The sequence below is a fragment of the Bradyrhizobium sp. LeoA1Lang genome (assembly GCF_055413685.1).
In genome coordinates this window covers 51,105-73,036 of the sequence record NZ_JBVAPG010000017.1, presented here as the reverse complement: position 1 = coordinate 73,036, position 21,932 = coordinate 51,105, and the positions used below count along the sequence as shown (strand labels likewise).

The 21,932-nt window shown below is 60.3% G+C and carries 23 protein-coding genes; 5 read left to right on the top strand and 18 right to left on the bottom strand.

The genetic code is table 11. The features are described from left to right. Window positions 1–102: 102 nt before the first annotated feature. Window positions 103–1,329 (bottom strand): cupin domain-containing protein, encoded by a 1,227-nt coding sequence (locus tag ACZYOF_RS09030; RefSeq protein WP_394565327.1) that lies wholly within the window; start codon window positions 1,327–1,329, stop codon window positions 103–105. A 519-nt stretch (window positions 1,330–1,848) separates the two neighbouring features. Here ACZYOF_RS09030 and ACZYOF_RS09025 point away from each other — a divergent pair. The 5 genes from ACZYOF_RS09025 (at window position 1,849) to ACZYOF_RS09005 (ending at window position 7,287) form a co-directional block, all read left to right on the top strand. After that, window positions 1,849–2,208, top strand: coding sequence for a hypothetical protein (locus ACZYOF_RS09025; protein WP_245475660.1), 360 nt, complete (start codon window positions 1,849–1,851; stop codon window positions 2,206–2,208). A gap of 214 nt (window positions 2,209–2,422) precedes the next feature. Continuing rightward, window positions 2,423–4,483, top strand: a complete 2,061-nt coding sequence (locus tag ACZYOF_RS09020; RefSeq protein ID WP_463715517.1) for a DUF1217 domain-containing protein — start codon at window positions 2,423–2,425, stop codon at window positions 4,481–4,483. 184 nt (window positions 4,484–4,667) lie between these two features. After that, window positions 4,668–5,555 carry a hypothetical protein gene (locus tag ACZYOF_RS09015; RefSeq protein WP_463715516.1) on the top strand — a complete coding sequence of 296 codons (888 nt, stop codon included), beginning with the start codon at window positions 4,668–4,670 and terminating at the stop codon, window positions 5,553–5,555. Window positions 5,556–6,231: 676 nt separating this feature from the next. Beyond that, window positions 6,232–6,429, top strand: coding sequence for a hypothetical protein (locus ACZYOF_RS09010; protein WP_463715515.1), 198 nt, complete (start codon window positions 6,232–6,234; stop codon window positions 6,427–6,429). 144 nt (window positions 6,430–6,573) lie between these two features. Beyond that, a complete protein-coding gene (locus ACZYOF_RS09005; RefSeq protein ID WP_130577340.1) occupies window positions 6,574–7,287 on the top strand; it encodes a response regulator transcription factor in 714 nt (237 codons plus the stop codon). On the opposite strand, the gene ACZYOF_RS09000 is transcribed toward ACZYOF_RS09005, so the two are convergent. The 17 genes from ACZYOF_RS09000 to ACZYOF_RS08920 form a co-directional block, all read right to left on the bottom strand. After that, entirely contained in the window at window positions 7,253–7,711 is a 459-nt protein-coding gene (locus tag ACZYOF_RS09000) for a hypothetical protein (RefSeq protein ID WP_130577341.1), read from the bottom strand. The two genes, ACZYOF_RS09005 and ACZYOF_RS09000, sit on opposite strands and share 35 nt — an antisense overlap. Beyond that, complete coding sequence (locus ACZYOF_RS08995) at window positions 7,702–8,199, bottom strand: hypothetical protein (protein WP_245475691.1); 498 nt, start codon at window positions 8,197–8,199, stop codon at window positions 7,702–7,704. Before ACZYOF_RS08995 ends, ACZYOF_RS09000 begins: the two co-directional genes overlap by 10 nt. Before the next feature lie 23 nt (window positions 8,200–8,222). Continuing rightward, window positions 8,223–8,708, bottom strand: a complete 486-nt coding sequence (locus tag ACZYOF_RS08990) for a rod-binding protein (RefSeq protein WP_130577342.1) — start codon at window positions 8,706–8,708, stop codon at window positions 8,223–8,225. 112 nt (window positions 8,709–8,820) lie between these two features. After that, entirely contained in the window at window positions 8,821–9,243 is a 423-nt protein-coding gene (locus tag ACZYOF_RS08985; RefSeq protein WP_130577343.1) for a hypothetical protein, read from the bottom strand. Between the two features lie 7 nt (window positions 9,244–9,250). After that, on the bottom strand, window positions 9,251–10,000 hold the full coding sequence (fliR, locus tag ACZYOF_RS08980) for a flagellar biosynthesis protein FliR (RefSeq protein ID WP_130577344.1): 750 nt from the start codon (window positions 9,998–10,000) through the stop codon (window positions 9,251–9,253). Further along, entirely contained in the window at window positions 9,997–12,084 is a 2,088-nt protein-coding gene (gene flhA / locus ACZYOF_RS08975; protein ID WP_463715514.1) for a flagellar biosynthesis protein FlhA, read from the bottom strand. The genes fliR and flhA overlap by 4 nt, the downstream gene beginning before the upstream one ends. A 177-nt stretch (window positions 12,085–12,261) precedes the next feature. After that, window positions 12,262–12,528, bottom strand: coding sequence for a flagellar biosynthesis protein FliQ (gene fliQ, locus ACZYOF_RS08970; RefSeq protein WP_027581587.1), 267 nt, complete (start codon window positions 12,526–12,528; stop codon window positions 12,262–12,264). 3 nt (window positions 12,529–12,531) lie between these two features. After that, window positions 12,532–12,942 (bottom strand): flagellar hook assembly protein FlgD, encoded by a 411-nt coding sequence (flgD, locus tag ACZYOF_RS08965; protein ID WP_282529142.1) that lies wholly within the window; start codon window positions 12,940–12,942, stop codon window positions 12,532–12,534. Between the two features lie 17 nt (window positions 12,943–12,959). Next, the gene (gene flbT, locus ACZYOF_RS08960; RefSeq protein ID WP_463715525.1) at window positions 12,960–13,370 is read right to left on the bottom strand and encodes a flagellar biosynthesis repressor FlbT; all 411 of its coding nucleotides are present in this window, start codon (window positions 13,368–13,370) and stop codon (window positions 12,960–12,962) included. 8 nt (window positions 13,371–13,378) lie between these two features. After that, on the bottom strand, window positions 13,379–13,726 hold the full coding sequence (flaF, locus tag ACZYOF_RS08955; protein ID WP_282529141.1) for a flagellar biosynthesis regulator FlaF: 348 nt from the start codon (window positions 13,724–13,726) through the stop codon (window positions 13,379–13,381). Between the two features lie 38 nt (window positions 13,727–13,764). Then, window positions 13,765–14,808 carry a flagellar hook-associated family protein gene (locus ACZYOF_RS08950; protein WP_282529140.1) on the bottom strand — a complete coding sequence of 348 codons (1,044 nt, stop codon included), beginning with the start codon at window positions 14,806–14,808 and terminating at the stop codon, window positions 13,765–13,767. Window positions 14,809–14,812: 4 nt separating this feature from the next. Further along, window positions 14,813–16,285 (bottom strand): flagellar hook-associated protein FlgK, encoded by a 1,473-nt coding sequence (flgK, locus tag ACZYOF_RS08945; RefSeq protein ID WP_463715513.1) that lies wholly within the window; start codon window positions 16,283–16,285, stop codon window positions 14,813–14,815. Window positions 16,286–16,319: 34 nt separating this feature from the next. Further along, window positions 16,320–17,558, bottom strand: coding sequence for a flagellar hook protein FlgE (locus ACZYOF_RS08940; RefSeq protein ID WP_394565298.1), 1,239 nt, complete (start codon window positions 17,556–17,558; stop codon window positions 16,320–16,322). Window positions 17,559–17,636: 78 nt separating this feature from the next. Further along, window positions 17,637–18,206 (bottom strand): transglycosylase SLT domain-containing protein, encoded by a 570-nt coding sequence (locus tag ACZYOF_RS08935; RefSeq protein ID WP_394565299.1) that lies wholly within the window; start codon window positions 18,204–18,206, stop codon window positions 17,637–17,639. Beyond that, window positions 18,160–19,383 (bottom strand): flagellar hook-length control protein FliK, encoded by a 1,224-nt coding sequence (gene fliK / locus ACZYOF_RS08930; RefSeq protein ID WP_463715512.1) that lies wholly within the window; start codon window positions 19,381–19,383, stop codon window positions 18,160–18,162. The genes ACZYOF_RS08935 and fliK overlap by 47 nt, the downstream gene beginning before the upstream one ends. Next, window positions 19,380–20,567, bottom strand: a complete 1,188-nt coding sequence (locus tag ACZYOF_RS08925; RefSeq protein WP_463715511.1) for a chemotaxis protein — start codon at window positions 20,565–20,567, stop codon at window positions 19,380–19,382. The genes fliK and ACZYOF_RS08925 overlap by 4 nt, the downstream gene beginning before the upstream one ends. Next, a complete protein-coding gene (locus ACZYOF_RS08920; protein WP_463715510.1) occupies window positions 20,564–21,931 on the bottom strand; it encodes a MotB family protein in 1,368 nt (455 codons plus the stop codon). Before ACZYOF_RS08920 ends, ACZYOF_RS08925 begins: the two co-directional genes overlap by 4 nt. Window position 21,932 lies beyond the last annotated feature (1 nt).

Here is a 21,932-nt window from a genome sequence, read left to right as displayed (position 1 = left end):
TATCGTCGGCGCAGTCGATAGATGGCGGCAGCGCGGGACGACGGGGGCGACCGTGTGCCGATGCCTCCAATGACCTGCGTGTCGACGACTACCGACCCGCGGCTAATCCGGCACGACCGGCGCCTTGGTCTTACGTAGCTTATCCGTCACTTGTCGATCGAGCTTAAGATGCGCATCCACTAATGGCGGCGGCGTCAATGCCATCCACGTGTCGAGGGAGAAGTCGACAAAGTAAGGGCTCTTGAACGTTTCGAGGAATCGCAACGGGCCAGGGCCTGTATTCTCAAGATAGTGGCCCATCGCGACCGGCACGTAACCGACATCGCCGGCTCGGAGATCGAAGGTGCGCGCCTGGCCCTGACCTGCAAACACGCCCATGCGTGCTTGCCCCTCGATGACATATAGCCACTCGTCCCCGTTGGGATGCCAGTGCAGCTCGCGCAATCCGCCCGGATTGACCTCGACCAGTGCCGCGGCCGTCGTGGTGTTGATCGGGAACACGGTGGAATCGCTGATCCGCACCGTCCCACTCGCGGTCTTGATGGGATCCTGGGCCATGAGCCGAGAACTGAAGCTCTGCGGCACGGGCGTTGCTTCCGGAATGTTGTCCGAGGAGAGCGGGCCCGGCAAGGGAGCTGGGAAAATGTAGCGCTGGCTTTCCTCAGGGGTCTGGTCGAACAATGAAGCTGGCACCCCAAAGTTCTTGCCGAGCACCTCGGTCGGTGTGCGCTTGAGCCAGTCGGCGATCATGAAGGTGTTGTCTTCATCGAAATCGCCGTCATCGAAGACGAGGAGAAACTCGCAACCGTCGGGACCGAGGCCCTGGATGGAGTGCGGAACTCCGGAAGGGAAGAACCAGAGGTCACCCGTACTGACGTCATCGATGAAGTAACGCCCTTTGGCATCGACTGCCGTGATGCGGGCTTTGCCGTAAAGCATATAGGCCCATTCGGAAGCCTTGTGCCAATGCATCTCGCGCACGCCACCGGCATTCAGCCGCATGTTCACACCGGCAAGGGCCGTGGCAACGCCGAGTTCGCGCCGGGTCACCTGGCGGGTCCAGCCACCTGTCTCCAGCCGCATATGCGCATCGGAAAACGAGAAGCGCAGGTTCGGCAAGCTGCCGTGATCGGTCGAGGGCGGTACGAGCATATCCGGGTTTTGCCGGTCCCGCGTCAGATCTCGCGGACCGGGATCGGTGCCGCCGCGACCCGGCCGCTGGGGCTGCGGGACCGCGTCTGCGGATTGAGCCTGTGCGATAGCGGTGGTGGTGAGGAGGCTCCCGGCAGCGGTCGCTGCCAGCATTTGGCGACGAGAAATGGAATCCATGATGCTATGTCCTATGGTTCGAAGCTCTAAACGGATGCTGCCACGGACGCGGGAACCTGAGATCCTCACAGCGTCATCGATTGCTGACTGCGGATGCAGGGCGCGACCGTTCACCATGCATCTGTATATGGGCGCACGGTCCTCGCGGCAGAATTGAAAAGATAGCAGTGTCGTCCTGCATCCGCCGCATCCGCGGGGGCCGGCAACTCCATTCCAAGGTCAATTGTCTTGCGTTCGAGAGCCGGGCTTTTCGTCAGTAGACTGACTGAGCAACATCCTCCGGCTTGCCCTCAGCGGGTGCGCATTCTCTCTGCCATGGCGCCACCAGAATGCGGCCCGCAAGGCCGCTGCTATCCGCTGTAACGCCATAGTGAGGTGGCCTAACGGGATTTTACGGGACCGCCTGTGGAAGCCAGCCTACATCTGTCCCCGTCAGGATATCGCTGCGGATGATATCGCCAATGATCCGTAATTTACGATGTTCACGCTGTTACCAGCGCAACCTTCGGAGATAATGTCATGAAACGGCTTCTGCTCGCACTCGCAATCGCCGGCATGGGCTCGCTCCTCGTTACCAATGCCGACGCGCGGTCTGCCTATGACGGCCCCTGGAGTCTCCTGTTCGTCACGCAATACGGTCCCTGCGATCCGACATACAGTTTCTCCGTCAACATCATCAACGGGATCGTCACTCATCCCAATCTGGTGAATTTCAGGGGGCGCGTGGCGCGATCCGGCGCCGTCCGCGCCTCCGTGACCGTGCACGAGAAATACGCTTCCGGATCCGGCAGGCTCGTCGGTCCATCAGGTCGTGGAACCTGGAGCGGTCATTCCGGCAATGCGCGCTGCGCAGGCTATTGGACGGCCCAGCGCAACTGACCAGCCTGCGCAACACTGATACGGCCCTGCTCTCGGTGACGTCTGTGTCGGAACATGGCTTGGCGGAACACCAACGGCTTTCGCCGGACGCCACCTTGATCCCCAGGCGCGGAAGCCGCCGATACTGCGCGACCGCCTTGTCCCGGCATCGCTGCCAGCTTCACGCAAGCAAGATGGTCATTATATCAGAGAGCTTTCCAAAAAGGATGTCTTGATGGTGTCGACGTACGCCAGCTACAATTCCGTCGTGCGCAACCTCCAGCAGTCGCTGACGCGAGTTGCGCAGCAGCCCGACGTGACACGAAGCGCCGCCTATTACAAAGACAACATAGGCAAGGTCAAAACCGTCGACGAGTTTCTGAAGAACGATCGACTCTACCAATATGCGATGAAGGCATATGGGCTGGAGGATATGATCTATGCAAAAGCCTTCATGAAAAAGGTGCTGGAGAGCAATCTCCTCGACGCGAACAGCTTCGCCAACAAACTGACGGACAAGCGCTTCCGGGATTTTGCTTCGGCATTTTCCTTCACAGGCTCGGATACGCCCGTTGCGCAATCGTCAAACCAGACTGACGAGATGATCGGCTTGTACACGGCAGCGGTCCAGAGGCGGGTTGACGCAATCGACGAAGACACGCGCTACTACAACATCGTGATCGGCAGGGTCAAAAACGTCGATGATCTGCTGAACGACGACCGCCTTCGCACATATGTGTTTGAGGCGTTCGAGATCGATGACAGCAACTGGTCGCGTGACACGATACGGAAGGTCTTGAGCAGCGATCCATCCGATCCAAACAGTTATGTTAACACCGTTTTGGGTCCCCAGAAGGATGCGATCAATGCCAGCCTCGGTCAAGCCCAGGCGGTTGCCACCGATGCCAATTCGAAAATTGCGCAGTACATGGCGCAGCTATCGCAACCTGGCGCCGATGTGACAGGCTTGAGAGCGAAGATTACGACCGAAACAAACCGGTTGGCGCAAAGCAAGGCAGACATATCGAGCTACCAAAACTCTCTCTCCACGATCGGCCACTATTTCGATCTCGCCGGCGCGTTCGAGTTTTCGGCAGATGGAACGCTTGCTTCCGGCACATCCGCTCAGACCGACGCGAACCGGACCAGCACCAACGACAAGTTCGTTCTCACCAAGGGGGCAGAATATCTCGACGCGGAGGAAGAAAATGAAACCCTCGCGATCACGCAGTTCAGGGCCAATATTTCTAAGATAAAGTCAGTTGAACAGTTCATGTCGACGCCGAACGTCTATAACTTCGCACTCAAGGCGGCTGGCCTCGACCCGGAAAAAGTCTCGCCGGTCACGATCAAGGCTGTGCTCACCAGCGATCTGAGCGACCCGACAAGCTATGCCTATACCCTCGGAGACGACCGATACCTACAGCTCGCGCATGCTTTCAACTTTGACGGCAAGGGCAACCTGACAACGCCCCTGCTGGCGCAGAACTCGGTTGAAGTCACGCAGATCGTCAAGGACTACATCGTTGCAAAAACGCGATTTGCAAGCGCCGCGGAGAAGGACAGCCTTCGACAAAAGGCTGAGAAGGACGCCAAGTATTACCAGACCACGATCGCAGGCATCGAGAGCGTTTCCGAGCTGCTCTCGGACAGGAAATTGGTCGATATCGTTCTCGTCGCAAACGGCCTGGATCCCGCGAAGATAACCAACGACTATCTCAAGAAGATCTTCAATTCCGATCTGAACGATCCCAAGAGCTTCGCAAACACCGCCAGCGACTCCCGCTTTGCCGAGATCGCGGCATCATTCAATTTCGACAAGGAAGGCAACGTCGCGCGGATAGAGACAATAGGACCGCAGCGGCGAGACCAGCTCCTGGAAACGCAGAACAGCTACCTCCAGCAAACGTTGGAAGCGCAGCAGGGAGAGGCGAATGCGGGTGTTCGCCTGGCGCTGTATTTCGAACGAAAGTCCGCACAGATCACGTCCGCATACGATATCCTTGCTGACCAGGCTCTCGCGCAGGTGTTTCGAACCACCTACAATCTGCCCGACGAGATGGGAAGCATGGACGTCGATCAGCAAGCAAAGATCGTAGAAAAACACCTCAACCTGAAGGATCTCGCCGATCCGGAGAAAGTTGCAGCGCTGTTAAAGCGGTTTACTGCGATGTACGACGTGAAGAACAACAGCAGCCAGGCCACGTCACCAGCGCTCGCCATCCTGCAAGGGGCAGGCGCAGGCATCAGTCAAGACACGCTCCTGTCTATCGCGCTGTTGGGCAAGCAACGTTGAACAGCCGCAGCTCCCGGCAATATGGAGGCTGCATTCCGGATGCGCACCTGACGGACTGCTGCGATCGCGGAAGATCCGCTGCTAACACCAACATCACGTCCCGCTGGCCCGAGGGATCGTAGGTTTCACGCAAGGTTCGCTTGCTATCCAGCAAATCAGGATTTGCCTGTCCGCCGACAAAACCATGGCCGAACCAGCAACCAACGAGACCGCAGCCCCAGCGACGCCGACTGCCCCGCAGCCAACCGCCACCGATGACGGCAAGGGCGGCGCATCGCAGACGCGCCCCGGCAACAAGGCGAAAGCCGCCGCCCCTCGCGTGGCCGCAGCTACCGTTGACGAGCTGCTCGCCCAGGAGGCGCTCGCCACCATGAAGCGCACCCGCACAATGCCGCGGCCAGAGCCTGTCAGGCCCAAGGCGCGTACGCCCATCCCGGCCGCCACACTCGTCGTCAAGAAGCCGCAGCCGCGGACATGGATGGCGCCGTTCGTCACCCTCGCAGTGATCGTCGCGATCTCCTCTTTCATCTCCATAGGCGGCGTCGCCTTCCTGGTCTTGCGGCCCATTGCCATCAACACCGCATCCGATACCGAGCTTCGCAACCTCCGTGAGGCGATGTCGCAACTGCGGCGCAACGTTGCGAGCCTATCGAGTGATGTCGCGGCGAACCGCACCGCCTTCGATGCCGCAAACCGAGCCGCGAGCGACCGATATGGCCGCCTGGTCCAAAGCGTCGAGCGCGTCGAAAGAGATCAGTCGATATCGGCCACCAAGGTCGAACGCATGGTCGAAGCAAAGCCGCAGGTTGCGCGAACCGTGGCGGCAGCCTCGTCGCCCGAGATCACTGGCACCATTCAGCCGCGGCCAACCACTGCGCGACGAGAGATCATCCAGGGCTGGCGCGTGCGGCGCGCCTATGAGGGCGTTGCCATACTTGAAGGACCAGCAGGCGTGATCGAGGTTGCTCAGGGCCAGGAGGTGCCGAACCTGGGTCGTATCGAGGAAATCAAAATCGAGAACGGTAGCTGGCAAGTATTGACCAGCAAGGGCATCGTTGCTTCCGCGCGCTGATGTGGCTGCTGCACGACTGATCGTGTGATGCGGTCAGTTCGCTCGATATGCATGCTAGCGTGCATTGCGGTCCATATGACCGCTAGCGTGCATTGCGTTTGCATGCCGCGCACAGCAACGCGGGCCACCACATGTTCAACTTTCCGCAGACTCCGCTCGCGGCTCAACTATCTGCATGTTGATCGTCAGATACGCGCCTGTTGATACGACGCACGACGAACAGCAACGCCTCTATCGAACCTATGCGACGTTTTGACGCCCACCAAAATCAAGCGCTCATCACATCGAGCGATGATCTCGTGCTGGCGACACCACTTCAACTCCATAGTCACGCGTGACCGATGATTACCGAGCGTTTTCGCAGCGTTTTGACGACGGCAGAGATGCCAATTGATGAAGAGTCTGCCTAGCGCGCACGGAAAACATGATCTCATCGAAACACAAATATCTTCCACGACGGTTCCATGACGACGATCGTCGCTCTTGGCAGAAAAATTCTCCCCCTTTGTTTCAACTTAGAGGAGCACATTGCCAAGTATTCCGAGCAGATCGGTTGAGTAAGCGTTTCAATAAAGCAACATCTACTCGCTGATGAGTTGTCTCGCAGTAGATGCCTAGTTCAATTGCTTGACGATCATACTCCACTTCGACGTAATGGACGTGATCCGATTCGACAGTGCGCGAGCTGATGTTCATTCTTGATGTGACCTTCAACAACAAGACGCTGTTCGCTTCTCGCCGCAATTTCGATCGGTTGTATCGAGACCAGACTGCAAGTGCACGAACAGTGCTGAGGACTCCAAAAAGATTGCCGAACAGCATCACCACGGCAACTTTCCTCATCGCCTCAAATGGCGGCACCACCCGCACCTGATCAAGCTTTCGAGCGAACCAGACGCGCGTGTTTCGGTCTCAGTAATTTGTATCGTGTCAGTACCTGTTGTTTTGCGTAACCAAGCGGAGCGAGCACGCCTGCTCGACTCCACAACAACTATCTAGGGCAAACAGGGGCATCCACATGTTCATCGTCATCGATGATCGGGAGACCGTTACACGGGGCTATGCGGCTGGATTCGATCGCGAAGGCGTCGTTTCGATCGGCTTCTCATCGAAAGATTTTCGCGAATGGCTGCAATCCGCCGTCGGCAATGACGTAATGGCAATCGGGGCGTTTATCCTGGGGGACTGCTCGGATCGAACGAGCATTCCCAAGAGCATCCGCAACAAGTCTCACGCACCGATCATCGCCCTGAACAACCTGAAGCAGCTCCGGGATACGATCGAGTTGTTCGAAGCCGGCGTTGACGACGTTGTCCATATTCCGATCCATGTTCGCGAGATACTCGTTCGCACGGCCGTCATCCGACGACGAACCGGCGGTCAATCAGCCGAAACGCCAACGAGCCTGATCCACGTTTTTCTTGACGGCCGGGATCCGGAAATCGGCGGCAGAACGCTGGCCCTGCCGCGTCGCGAGCTGCGCATTCTCGAGCATCTGGTCGCGCACCAGGGAAAGTGGCTTACAAAGACCCAGCTCTTCAATGCGACCTACGGTCTTTTCGACTCGAGCTTCGACGAAAACGTAATCGAGGGGCACGTGAGCAAGCTTCGCAAGAAGCTCCGCAACCATCTCGGCTACGATCCGATCGAGTCAAAACGCTATATGGGATACCGGCTCGACGACTTGAGAAGGCGGTCTAACGGCGAATTTGATCCTTCGAAACATAATTGAAATCCTGGACGAGCACGTCCTGCAAGACCTCAGCCTGAAGGCGCTTGTTGACGTGCTCTCTGACCGTACGTGCAAAGTGGGCGAGATCGAATCGAGCGAGGTTCTTGAAGTCGAGATTCTCGTCGGAATAGATTTTCCGAAATGCCTCGTCCACAACAAAGGCTTCAGGCGGCACCGGCAACTGACGAAGCACTGTAGCATCGGCCGTGAAGACGAACTGTGCAACGATGTAGCCTTGGACGCTGCCTTCCGCGATCATCGGCACGTTGATTACCCTGGTCTTCTCATAGAGGAGGCCGCCCGCGTATTCCTGCTTGGCCGCAGGCGCGGCATGTCCTTCCTTCCAATAAGACAGAGCCAAGCTTGCACCGACGGTGACGATGCAGGCCCAGACTCCTGCCACGAGCAGCCTGACTATTTGCATCCACCCTGCCCCATCAATGAGTATGTGCCATCCGATTCAACTTCCTGGATCGACCTCGCGATAATCGCCGAGACCTCGCGAACGGCATCGAGGTGCATTTGTAGTGCGGCTTGATTTCTTACAAGGCCTGCCCGCAGGCGCGTCAGGTGCGCAACCACCCGCGGGTCGAACTCGATTCCCTGTGTCACGCGCATCGCCCTTGTCAGTTCAAGCAGGCCACGATTCTTGCGCTGACTAAAGGAATCAAAATCGACTTGCGTCCGGCTCTCAAGCTTGTCCGTCTCCTCGTCAATGGTTGCCGTGAGCCGCTCGATCGCATTCAACGCGTTGGAGTTGGTTCCGAGCCATTGAGCCGCGATATCCTGCGCATCCGTTAGCTCGGGCAAGGCTTGTTGTGACAGCGCCGGCAAACCGCCTCCCTCGGAAACAGTCGTCGCCTGCGCCTCGAGGATTTCAAGCGTTTGTTGCTGCTCGTTATTCTGATTCATCGTTGCGCTCATCTTGCTGCAAATTAGCCCTTACCAGTCGCGGAATTGGCAACGGAGCGCGCTTTCGCGAGCTGCTTGGCAATTCCGATTCCGTCACCCTTGGCCATCTCATTGCCGATCTGCTCAGCCAGCATCGACCGCCAGATCGTGCCGGCGGTTCCCTTGCCGAAAACCTCGCTTGCGTTCTGCGGCAGCATCGACTCGACGAACGTTTGCAGGACGAACGCTTCGAACTTTCGATACACAGCGCGATCGGTATCTGCCTTCCTGATGATCGTGGCGTGCCCGCTGCCGTCGATCGCACCGCCGCGCGCAGCGCCCGTGCCTTGCGCAGACGCTACGGTTCGTTCAAGCGCGCCTGCCTCGATCTTCCGGTCCATCGCCGCAGCGAAGTCTTCGCCGCCTGCCGATGAGGCGCGCTCAAGCTTGCCAGCGGCCGCGCGCTGGGAGACCGGATCTGCGGCCTCCATCACATCCAAGATAAGATCCGGTACGGGGGTGACCGTCATGCTGTGCCTCACTAGATCATGATCCGATTAGAGGGAATCGGATCATGATCTCATCTCCTTGTTTGAGCATGATCTTTTCGGAAAGCCGGTTTCCACTTTTCCGGATCATGCTCTAGCGATCCGAACTGGTTTCGTTGGCCTGCATTCTCTCGGCCGGCCGTTTTGCCGCTGTTTCAGTTACTTCCTCGAGGACGCGCCGCTCCTGCTCCCGAAATGCCTGCCGCGCGACCGTGCCGGCCATCCGGAGCACCTGCTTCAGCTTGCGCGCCTCGGTCATGGCCTGCGAGGCGAGACGCTCCTTCGCCTTGGCAAGCACTCCCTGTTCGACGCTCGCCGTCCTCAGATTCTGGCCCGCATTTTGCGCCGCCAACGGAGGCACTCCGTTCCCGTCGTTGAAACCCTCGATGATCCGACGCTGCCGCTCCTGCAGTTCATGCTCCTTCGCACGGCACTCGATCAGCTCCCATTCCGCAAGGCGGTGCATCTTCGCCTGGACGGCGGCGATGCGACGGATTTTGCGATCTCTTGATTTCATGCGTCGATCAACCGGCCAGCCACGATGAAAATGCGATAGTGAACTGCAGCACGAGTTCGCGACTGGTGAGATAGACCAGCATGAGGCCGCCGAACAGCACGAAGGGCAGCGAAATGAAATAGACGGGAATGCTTGGCGTCAGCTTGTTGGCGAGCCCGAGCGCGAGGTTGACGATGACCCCGTAAATGACGAACGGGCTGGCCACCCTGAGCGCCAGGACGAACGCTTGTGAAAGATGATCGGCAAGCTCGGAGAGGCCGGTCTCGCCGCTGATGCCGACCGCCGGCGTCCAGGTCCGATAGGAGCCGATGAGGCCGCGAAGCAGCTCCCAATGTTGATCGGTCATGAAGAACAGGACGATCGCCGGCAATGTGATGAATGGCACGAGGGCCGGCATGTGTTCGGTGTCTTCCATCGTTCCGGCTATTCCGCTGAGCCCGATCGCGGATGCCGCCATCGTCGCCATTGTTTCCAGCGCGAGGAAGAACACCCGGGCGGTCAGGCCAATCAGGAGACCGATCACCAATTCCGACATGATCGCACGGACGATGGCCGCCGTCGCAGCCGTCTCGACGACCGGGCGTACGGTGGCTTCGAGCAGGGGCGCCAGCATCAGCGTGACGTTGATGGCCAGGAACAGCCGGACCTGCACTGGAATGTTGGAACGAGAGAATCCAGGCGCAATCATCAGGCACGTGCCGACCCGGCAGAAGATCAGGAAGGTGGCCAGCACGGAGCCTGATGCGCTCGCGATCAAGAAATGGCTCCGAGCGACTTCACTTCGACACCACGAGCGATCTCGACGTGCGACAGCACCGGCAGGGTGGGGAACATCCGTTCCGTGATCATGCGAACATACTGACGCACCTCGGGGGGTGCGACGAGCACGACGCTTTCGCCCTGGCCCATTGCCTTTCGAACCGCGGTAGAGACATCCGCCGCAAACTGCTCGACAAGGCGGGGATCGGCGTCGAATTCCACGATCTCGCCCTTGGCATCGCGTTTGAGGCTTTGATGGAATGCGAGATCCCAGCGATTTCCAAGCCGCAGGACTTTCAGGACCCCGTTGTCGGCAAAGTCACCGCAGATCTGCTGCGCGATGCGCGTGCGAACGTGCTCAGCGATATGTTCGGCGCGGCGGACGTAAGGCGCGATTTCCGCAACGGCTTCGAGGATTAGGTGCAGGTTCCTGATCGAGATGCGCTCGGCAAGCAGCAGCTTGAGGACCGCTTGCAAGCCCGAATAGGAAATTTGCGACGGGCAGATATCCTCAATGAGCCGCTTGTACTCGGGATCGAGCCGATCCAGCAGGGCTCGCATGTCCTTGTAGGAAAGAAGCTGCGCCAGGTTGCCGCGGATGATTTCACTCAAATGGGTGAGAAGGACGGAAATGTTGTCCGCAACCTTGAAGCCATCCCGTTTGACTTCTTCGAGGAACGTCTCCGGAATCCACATCGCCTTCATGCCGAAGGCCGGCTCCACCGTCTCATCGCCCGGCACGTCCGGTTTGCGAACACCATCGAAGAGCACCAGAACCTCGCCGATGCGAAGCTCATGCTGCGCCACGATAGTGCCATGTATCTTGATGCGGTAGCTCTTCGGCCCGACGGACATGTCGTCCGTCAGTTTGATCTCGGGAATCACAAACCCGTATTGGGTCGCAAAGCGGCGGCGTATCTTGCTGACGCGATGCGCAAGTTCCCCGTGCGCAAGCAGCATTTGAACCGCTAGCTGGCTGCCCACGCAGAGCTCGACGTCCGCCGTCTTCAGATATTCCTTGATCGATTCTTTCGACTCTGCCTGCGATCGTTCGCGCTCCTGCGCCGCAAGCGTCGCCTCCTGCTGCCGTCTTGCCGCCTGCCGACGCGGAAGCGCGTAGCTCATGAACGCCATCACGCCACCCAGGAAGGCAAAAGGCAGCAGAGGCAGGCCCGGCAACATTCCAAGAACGAACATCATGAACGCAGCCACCGACTGCGCGCGCGGATATCCGCCGAGCTGCTTGAGCACCGTCTCCTCGGCCGATCCCCTGGTGCCACCCTTCGAAACGAGCAGGCCAGCCGAAAGGGAGACGATGAGCGCCGGGATCTGCGAGACCAGACCGTCGCCGACGGAAAGCTTGGTGAAAACGTCGGCCGCCCGCGCCAGTGGGAGGCCGTGGTGGACCACGCCGATGACGATGCCGCCGAATATGTTGATCGCGGTGATGATCAGCCCGGCGATGGCATCGCCGCGCACGAATTTCGAAGCACCATCCATTGCGCCGAAGAAGGCGCTCTCCTCCTCCAGCTCCCTGCGCCGACGCTGCGCCTCCTTGTCGTCGATCAGCCCCGCGGACAAATCCGCATCGATCGCCATTTGCTTGCCCGGGATCGCATCGAGCGTGAAGCGCGCGCCGACTTCCGCGATACGCGTGGCGCCTTTGGTGATCACGACGAAATTGACCGTGACGAGAATGGCGAAGATGATCAGTCCGATGACGAAGTCCCCGCCCATTACGAACTTCGAGAATCCGGCGACCACATAACCGGCCGCGTGCTCGCCTTCGGCCCCGCGCGACAGGATCACCCGCGTCGTCGCCACATTCAGCGCAAGGCGAAGAATGGTCGCAATCAGCAGCACCGTCGGGAAGGCCGAGAAATCAAGCGGGCGCTGAATCCACAGCGACACCATCAGAATCAGGGCAGAGAGCGCAATCGAGAAGGCGAGGCCGACGTCAATCAGGACCGACGGAACCGGCAGGACCAGCATCGTCAGGATGGCGACGATGCCGACCGCAAAGGCAACGTCGGCACCCATCCGACGCTCGCTCGGCAGAGCTGGGCTTAGTGCTTGGGCCATGGGGATTCCTGGGACACCGTCATGTCAGCACCTTGCAGCGCCTAGCTTGCGCGAAGGTGGTGGCCACCGCGCCCGGCTTCAGAGCGTTTTCGAAGTGGACACCGGTTCGCGTGAAGAAAACCCGTCAGAGCAAGAACCTAGAGCGTCGGCTCTGATCCCATCAGAACCGAAAATGCTCTAGAATCCGTGCTCGATCCGCGAGTAGAGCAGTTCGGTGAAGGCGTAGATATGCGCGCCGATGAACGAGCCCGAGACCGCTACCACGATCAGCATGACCACGATCTTGGGAATGAAGGTCAGCGTCATCTCTTGCACCTGGGTCAGCGCCTGCAGCAGCGCAATCAGGATACCGACGATCATCGCAGCCCCGACCGCGGGGCCTGATACCACGATGATGGTCCAGATCGCCTGCTGAACAATGTCGAGAGCGTCGCGTTCGTTCATGGCTTAGCTGATCGTGATGCCCGGCCCGAGCTGCACCTCGACGCCATTGTCGAGTTTCGCGACGGCTCCGCCCTGGATGATTCGCACCGACATGATCTTGCCTTTGACATCCTCGCCATCGGAGCTCGTAAATGCCGCCGTGTGTCCGACCAGGCTTTCGGCCTGGGCGAGCGCGCTGGAGGACAGCAGCGTGTCGAGCTTGGTATTCGTCTGCATTGCCTGTTCGACGGCGGAGAGCTGCGCAAACTGGCTCATGTATTGCGACATGTCCGTCGGATTGGTCGGATCCTGATTCTTCATCTGCGCGATCAGGAGCTGCAGGAACTGATTGTAGGTCACCGTTGTCGGCGCGGACGAGGATTCTGAGTTCTTGTTCGCCGTCGAATTTGGAGAAGCCACGCTGTCAACGTTCATATTGTCCTCCTGATGCTTCACGCGACTTCGACAGGCCTCGGCAAATCGCCGCCGGCCAGAATCATCTGCTCAATCTCGAACAGTGCGCGAGTTCTGCGCAAAGCCTCATAGTATCGCTTCGATTCGACCAGCTTCTCGATCTGCTCCAGGCCGTCCATAATCTCTGTGTTTTCGGTGGCTGCGAGCAGCCCCGACCGCTGCTGCCGATAGACAGCTTTCGCCTCTTCGACGTCGTGCGGGCTCATGAGCATGAGCTGAACGACGAAATAGAGCTGGCGCAGCGGGGTCGTCGCGTCCGTGACCTGCATGACCTGGCTCTCGAGCAGAAAAGTCACGTCATTGATCAGCTCGAGGGTCACCTTGCGGTCGGCCCTCAACACCGCTCCATTCACATAGATCCGCTCGCCGCCGCGCAACGAAATACAGATCGGCTTCTTCATGCGAGGGCGTCTCGGATGATGACGTTGATCGCGACGAGCTCCGCGACGTCGCTGGATTCCTCTTGCCGAAGCCGATCCGCTTCCTTGATGATCCACAGGCCGATCGAGATAAGGTCGGCGCGCAACTTTTCCGGAAGCCCGTTGCGGGCGTTCGAAAGGTCCTCCACGAAGAACGCCCAGATTCTTCGAATGAAGAGCAACGCCTCGGCGTCCTCTGGGGGCGCAAGATCCCCGCTCTGCAGACGCCTCAGCAGGTCAATCCCGTGGCTCAGGGCCTGTTGCTCGCGGGCACGTGCCTCCCGCCCGCTGTCCTCGATCACCGCATCGTAACTGGATAATGTCATCTAACTCGCAGCCGGCTGGTTACTGACGGGATCGCCGATCAGAGATAGTTGAGGATGCTGAGCTGCTGAATGCGCGCCGTGAGCGCCAGCGACATGTCCAGCTGGTTTTTCAAGTTCGTGACGCGAACAGACGCTTCCGCCGTATCGACCTCTTCCATCGCCGTGACCTGCTTCGTGATCAGATCGCTCTGGATCTTCAGGCGGCTCGTGGCGTTGTTTGTCTGCTCCTGGGCGGTTCCCAATTTGGCGCCGACACCGGCCAAGTCGTTGATCGCATCACCGATGATTTCGGTCGCCTTGTCGACCACCACCTGGAACGCGTTCTGGTTGAGGTTTTGCGTGCCGAGGTCGCTCAGCATCGTGTAGGCCATCGCCAGTTTGCGAAATGCAGGTTCGTTGGCGCTGGCTGACGAGTCGATGGTTTCCGTCGTCGAGATGCGGCTCCGCATCACCTGATCGGAAGCGGTCGACCAGTTTGCGCCCCAGGCCGGATCGTCGAACTGCGCCTTGAACGTCGTATCCAGGAAGTTTGTCATCGCCGCGGCGCTGATGTTCGAGACCGCGGTATCTGTTTGCGTGAAACCGAAATTCGCCAGGAACGCGGCATCGACGGCACTCTTGCTGGTCGAGCCGGCCTTGTAGTCAGTAACCGGCTGCACGCCGGTATTGATGCCGCCGAACAGATATTGGCCATCCGTCGTGACGTTCAGCGCGCCGATCAGACTGTCGAGGTTGGCGCGCGACGGCGTCAAGATGACGTTGCCGCCGTTGGCGGAATTGCGCGCCGCAAACAAATCCTTCTGGAAGGATTGCGCCGTGCTGATCAACTCGCCCACCCGCTGCTGCGAGACGTCGAGCCGTCCGCCGACAAGGGCGTTGGTGTCCACCAGCTTGTCGACGTCGAGCAGCTCGGCCCTGAGCGTCACATCACGGCCGGTGAGAGCGCCGAGCTCGCGGCCCACATCGGCGAAGCGGCCGGTCGTCGCCTCCTTCGTCGCTTGTGCGATTGCGGTCTGGCTCTTCATGGCCGCGATGCGCAACGTCGTCGAGATCGAGTTGGAGGAAATGAACGTCGTAGCCATACCGTTACCTCACCGCCGCCAGAAGGTCTTTCAACATCTCGTCGATCGTCGCGATCAGCTTCGACGAGGCAGAAAATGTGCGCTCGACCTGCAGCATGAACGACATTTCGTCGTCCATGTTGACGCCGCTGACATTGGACAGCGCTTCCGCGCTGCGCTCCAGCAGCGTTTGGCTATAGGTCGCTTCATCGTTCGTGCTCTTGCGCTGAGCTTCCAGCCAACTCACCGACGAGCCGGCGAAGTCGATCAGGCTCGCATTCGGCTTGCCAAGAGCCGCCGGGTTGAACGGACGGCTCTTGGCCATCTCATCCACAAGGCCCTGCACCCGAACCGAGTAACCGGCGGCGCCGCTCGTGTTGTACCGATAAGCCACGTTGCCGGAGATGGCACCGTCTCTCAGCAGCAGCGGATTGCCACCTGCCCCCTGATCGACTGACGGGTTGACGAAGATGGCGCCGGCGAGCCCAGAGGAGATCACACCCGCCGGCGGCATGGCCGGCGCGCCCGAGTAGGTGAAAAGTCCGGGCACATCGGGCAGCGCCGCGCCAGTCTGGTCGCTCTCCGCGAACGTCTCGATCAGGCCGCGCGCGATTTCGTCGAGCTGGTTTTGATAGGTGACCGTGGAATCGTCGCGCAGCGCGGCAAGGCCCGCGAGTTTTCCGCCATGGATCGGCATCACGGCAGACGCGCCGGTGACGGGCACGCCGTCAATATAGACCGCATTTCCGGTGGTGCCGGCGGCGTAAGCATGGGTCGGGGCAAGCGTGACCGATCGCGCTTTGGTCTCGAAGAGCGTAACGCCCGAATCCGTGTAGATGACCATATCGTTGTTGGTACGGGTCGCGACCGTTATGCCGACCTCCTGCGAGAGCTTGGAGAGGATGTTGTCCCGCATATCGAGGTAGTCTGTGACATCGCTTCCGGTGATGGTCCCCTTGACGATCGATGTATTGACCGTCTCGAACTGGGCCAGCAGTTGGTTGATGGTCGAGACCGATGTCACCATGTCGGCATCGGCATCGGCGCGTACCGACTGAACCGTCTTCGTCGCATCATTGAGTGCTGAGGCGACGCCTTTGGCCGCCGTTACTGCCGCTTGCGCGAGCGTGATATTGTCCGGCGCCGTCGCATATTGCTGCAGGGCGCTCTTCAGCTTGGCAAGTTGCGCGGCCGGCGACTGGTCCTGCTGCGGGTCGTCAACGGTTGTCGCCGCGATCTTCTGCAGGCCGTTATAGATCGAATCCTGCTTGGCAGTGGAAGAGGCCGCCTTCAGCACATTGTAGAACAGCCCCTGGCTGGTGGCGCGCTGGATGCCAGCAACATAGACCCCGTTTCCTGGCAGCGACGCGACCAGCACATTCTTTCGCGAATAGCCGTCCTGCATGGAGCCGGCGATATTGCGCGATATCACGGAAGCCTGCGCACTGGTCGTCATGAGCGACGTACGCGCCGAGCTGAGTGCGACCGTGAGTGACATTAGACCCCCCGCCCCGATGATGCGCTGACGCCGCTTAGCGCTTCAGATTGACCAGCACGTCAAGCAGGTCGGCGCCGGTCTGGAAGACCTTTGAATTGGCGGTATATCCGCGCTGCGACTCGATCATCGATGTCAGCTCGGCCGCAAGATCGACGTTGGACTGTTCGAGCGCCTCCGATTTAACGGTGCCCAGGCCGCTCCGCCCGGCGAAGTCGAGCTGCACGTTTCCGGAGTCGATCCCGACCGAATAGACATTCCCAGCTTCCGGCACGAGATTGTCCGGGCTCGGCACTGTCGCGAGCGGAATTTTATAGGAGGCGAGCCGCGTGCCGTCGGCATAGATCGAGTATAGCGTGCCGTCGGCATCGACCTCCACCTTGTCGATCGAACTCGGAGCATTGCCGTTGACGTTCGGCTTGAAGGCGAAGTCGTCGGCGACCTGCGTCATCGCCGAAAGGTCGAGCGTGAACGGCGAGCCGCCCGGAATTGTAAACGTGAGAGTGGTGGGGCTGGCCGCGTCCAGCTTGCCTTTTCCGGTCGCACTGACGTCGAAGGTAAACGTGTCGGAATCCAGTGGTCCGCTTGAATAGGGGAAACCGCCGTTCGTCGATGCAGCGTTGTCATACGCTTGCACGTCCCAAGTGTTGGCCGCCGTCTTGAACATGTACACGTCGAGGGTCACCTTGTTCCCGATATTGTCGTAGGTGACGATCGAGGTCTTGGACGTATAGGCGGGCGGACCTGCGGTAATGGCCGAGTTGGCATCGAGATTGGCACTCTCCAAGGTCGCCCTCGTCGAGGGATTACCCTGAAGTGCCGTTTGCGCGATGTTGACGACGTCCAGGCCGGTCAGACCATTCGCGACAACGTTGGGCGGACCGTTCTTGACGTTATAGCCCATCAAATAGAAGCCCGCGGCATTGACCAGATTGCCTTCGCCATCCGGCACGAAGGAACCGGCGCGGGTCAGGAACGGCGTGCCGCCGGCATCGGTCACGACAAAGAATCCGTTGCCCTGGATCATGAGATCCGTCGCTGATGTCGTGTATTGCGGCGCTCCGGGATCGGAGATGGCATAGCGGACATTCGTCTCCACGCTGCCGGAATTGTAGTTGCCGGACCCGCTCCTCAGAATGAGCGAAGAGAATTCGGTGGAGGCGCGCTTGTAGCCTGTGGTGTTGACGTTCGCGATGTTGTCGGCCACCGTCGACAACTTGTTGGATTGCGCATTCATGCCGGAGCCACCAGTGCGCATGACACCATACAGACTCATCAATCACCTCCATCGTGAGTGAATATCATTAGAGCCGTTCTTCCTTGCGCGAGGCTGTCTGCGGCGCATTCCTCTAGCTCAGGTCGTGCGCTCCGCGCAGTATGCGCGTGCGCCGGTGGTCCACGCTCCAAAGCCGCTCGCCACCAAGCTTCCGATCACGCTGCAAATGTAGCGCCGTTGCGCGACCGTATTGTTCGGACCTGCGTTGTAGCGGGCGACCGCCATGGTCCAGCTCCCCTCCCGCGCGCGCAATTCCTTGAGAAAGCGCGCCGCATAGTCGACGTTTTTCACCGGATCGAACATCGCCTCGACGCTGGCGAACTCGCGCCCGTGATAGTGATGGTTGATCTGCATGCAACCGAGATCGACCAGCTTGGCGCCCTTGCTCTTGGCCTCACGGAACTGAGCAACGGCATCTGGGAGGTCGCTAGCCATGGCTGTCCGGCCATCGATATTGAGCGCGTAAGGGTGCAGGACACCCTTGCGTCCCGTCTCGCTCAGGCCCACTGCATACAACACCCCAAGCGGCACGCCGTGAGCACGTGCCGCACGCGCCATCTCGCGCTCGCAGAGCCCGTCGGCACGTGCGACGGTGGACAGGCTACAGATAGACAGCACCGCCATTGCGATCGACCGCAACCTCTTCATCCTGGCGACGCTCGGTTGGCTTGATGAACTGGTCATGGCCCTGCTGCCTGTTGTGACGCGTCCCGGCTTGCGCATCGCTCGACTGACGCTCCGAGGCGCCGTTGTTGAACTGCGATCCGCCCTGGGGCTGCTGCGACGATTGCTGGTCCGATTGCGCGTGCGATTGGCCGCCACCTGACGTCGGATGGCGCGCACTGCTATGGTCAATCGACGCAATTTCGAACGTGTAGCCGGCGGACCGCATCGCATCCATCAGGGCGCCGCGATCCTTGCGCAGCAGCTCCGTTGTCTCTGGCTGATCCGCCAGCAGCCTTACCTCGACGGCATCGCCGGCCAGACGCATCCTCACGGTCACCGTACCCATGCTGGGCGGATCGAGTTGCAGCGTCAGCATCCTGATCGGCGCGTCCGGCCCCCGACGCATATCCGGAGGTGTGAAATCGGCCGCAGTCGCGGGGGCTGCGGCCGGCGCCGTTGACAGATCAGGAGCGATGCGATCGACGATCTTCTGCAATAGCGTCGGCTGGCCGACGGGCTGGAAATGCGTCTCCTGTTCGCGCACCGCCACCTTCACCGTCGGCATGGGCCGCGTCTCGATTGCACTGACTGACGATGCAAAGCGCTGCTCGGGGACATCTACCTTTGGAGATTTTGGCTCACCCGGCGTGAGCAGGTCCGCTCGGTGATCGACCCGGGCTTGCGACCGGGCTGGGAGCGGAGCATCGCCATCATCCCGCGGAGAGAGTGGCTGATCGAGCCTGGAGATCATGGAACTGAGTGCAGCCTCGGGCGTGCGCCATTCCGGAGCAGGCGAGGTGATTTCTCCGCCCGGTTGGTGCGAAGAAGTCTCACGCGGCTGCTGGCGGGTCCGATCCTTGGGCCGACCGGCGACGTGGTCCAGCACTTCCGCGAGGGGATTGGACGGCTCAGGGTCCTGCGGAGACTCCATATCGACGCTCTTGGCATCGAGCTGCGGCTTTATATCGAGCGGCTTTTGCTTCGTTCCCTGCGCGAGCACCCGGAGCTGCTCACGGAAATGCCCGGCGTCACCCTTGCTGTCCTCGACCTTCCCCTTGTGGTCCTTGGCGAGCATCGCGTTCTGGGGAGCGAGGCGCGAAGCTGCCTTGCCACCGGTGAGCTGGCGGATCATGGCCATCAAAGGGTCGGTCTTGTTCATCGAGCTCGCTCCTTCAATTGCTCTTTCGATTCGTCGAGAAGGACTTGCGCCCGATTGACGGCCGCAAGCGAGCGGCCGAAGTCGATCCGCGGGCGCATCGACGTCTGCGCCTCGCCTGACTGGTCCTGCTGTGCCGGGGCTGCGGGGAGCGCCTTTTTGACGTTGCGTCCGACCGCGAGCGCTGCCTTCAGCAACTCGGCATCTCGTTCGGGAAGCCGACCAACCTCGATCTTCTGCAGATCCAACAGCGCTTGTTCATGCGCGTTTGTCACCACGCGCGCGGCCGCGCGATAAAAGCGCGCGCGCTCTCGCTCGGAACTCCCCTCTTCCGTGAGCCCCAGCATGCGCTCTGCCGCCAGATCCGCCATTTCGACCTTGCCGCGCACCAGCGCGGTGCGCGCGATCAGCAGATAGAGGGCGCGCTGGCCGGCGTCGTCGAGTTGATCGAGCAAGGCGACAAGGCGGGGAAACCGATCCGATTGCTGCACGAAGCTGAAGCGCGCGACGGCCACTGCGAGGCGTTGGCGGAAATTCCCCGCATAGATCGAATGCCTGAAGCGTCGAAAATATCTTTGAGCCAGCGCTTCGAACTTGTCGAAATCGTCAACCTGGCCGGCGACGAAGATCTCCCGACGCAGCGCGGCCTCCTCGACCAGCGTTCCCGGCATCAGTAGTCTCGCGTCATCGAGCCGTTCGATCGCGGCTTTCGGGTCGGTCTGCGCGACGAGCGCGGACTGCACCAGCGCAATTTCGGCCGCGATGGTCGGCGGCAAGTCGCGCGCATGGATGCTCCCAAGCCGCGCCTTGGCGTCCTCCGCCCGGCCTTCCACATAGGCGATCGCGCCATCCAGGATCGCCTCATCGAGGACGAGCAGTTTCCGGGAGCGCAGCGCTTCCACCACCTGGGGCGATCCTCCGCTCAGCAGGAAGGTCACCACCGCGCGCGAGTTTTTCGGCTCCTTCCAGACGGACGGATCAACTTTCTGAAACTCTTCGCCCAATCGCTTGAGCAGGGCCGGCTGCGCATTGTGCGCCTCCAGGCTTCCGCGCGCGATGTCATCCTGCAAAGCGTGAAGCGTCCGGACCAGTTGATAGGGTTCGCGCGACGGCGCTTCAGCCTCTTCCGCTCGGGCTGCGCCGACCAGAACGACCAGCGCGACAGCGATGGTTCCCGCGCGGTTCATGGCAAAGGAGTACGAATCAAAAGCTCGATCCGCCGATTCTCGGCGGCCGACGGATCGTTCTGGTTTTTCGGCCGGCGATCGGCAAAACCTTCGATATGGTCGACGCGCCGGGCATCGAGCCCGCCGCGTATCAGCATGTGATAAGCCATGTGAGCGCGCGCGGTCGACAATCTCCAATTATCGTATTCCGACGATCGATAGGGGCGATTATCGGTATGGCCGCGTACAATCACCGGACCCTGGCTTTGCGATATCAAGGGCGTGATCTTGTCGAGGGCCCGCACGAGGCCAGCGGTTGGTTCGGCCGACCCGGTGGCGAACATGCCGTAGTTGACATCGTCGGTGAGGCTGATGAGGAGGCCCTCACTGCTCTCGCGGACCTCAGCAACAGGACGCGCCGATCCGAGCGGCGCAAGAACGGCAGAGATGGCAGCCTGCAATTTGGCCGCCTCGCTCTGCACAGGCTTCCTTTCGGCTAGCGGAGCGGCTGAGCCTTTATCTCCTGGAGGAGCGGTTGAGCCCTTGTCTCCTGCGGGCGGAGTCGAGCCCTTCTCTCCTTGCGCCGCAGATGAACGATTGGCGGCCGGATCGTTCATGGAGTCATCATCGGCGAACAGGCCAATCGCCTTTGCCGTATTCTGCTTTTCGGTCGGTACCGGATATCCCTTGGCCGAATCCGATCCCTGAATGGGGGCCGCCGTGGCGTCCGGCTTGCCTTCCGACGGGCGTGGACCTTTTCCCTCGCTGAGCGCCGTGGCGTCATTGTCGAACGGCAGATTGCCAAGCTCCTTGCTGCCTGACGCCTTCTTTTCCAGCGGCGCTGAAGACCCCATGGGCCAATAGACGGGATCAAACGGGTCTTTGAAGGCCTCGCCGCCCTTCCAACCCTCTTTGCGGGTCGAATCCAGCGCAGTGCCCACTTCCGCGATCCGCGGGGGACCGCCGGCAATTTCCGACAGCACCGCGTAAGGATCGCGGAACAGCGTCGCCTCACCGAAACGCGGCGGCTGCGCTGGCTGCGCCTGCTCCGGGCGCTGCGTATACTGCGCCGACTTGCCCGGTTCGGGTTTCGGCCGCAGGCTGTCTTCCTCCTCGGCCTTGCCGGGATCGACGCGCCGGGCATCGTTGATACCCTTGCGGTCAGGGGTCGAGTCGGTCAGCTTGATCGGATTGAAGTAGTTGGCGACGCTTTCGCGGGTTTCCTGGTTGGTGGCGCTGATGAGCCACATCACCAGGAAGAACGCCATCATCGCCGTCATGAAATCGGCATAGGCGATTTTCCAGACACTGTTGTGTGATTCCTCGCCGTCGAGACTGCTCCGGCGTCGAACGATGATCAGCTCTGCCCTGTCTTGATCGGCCATG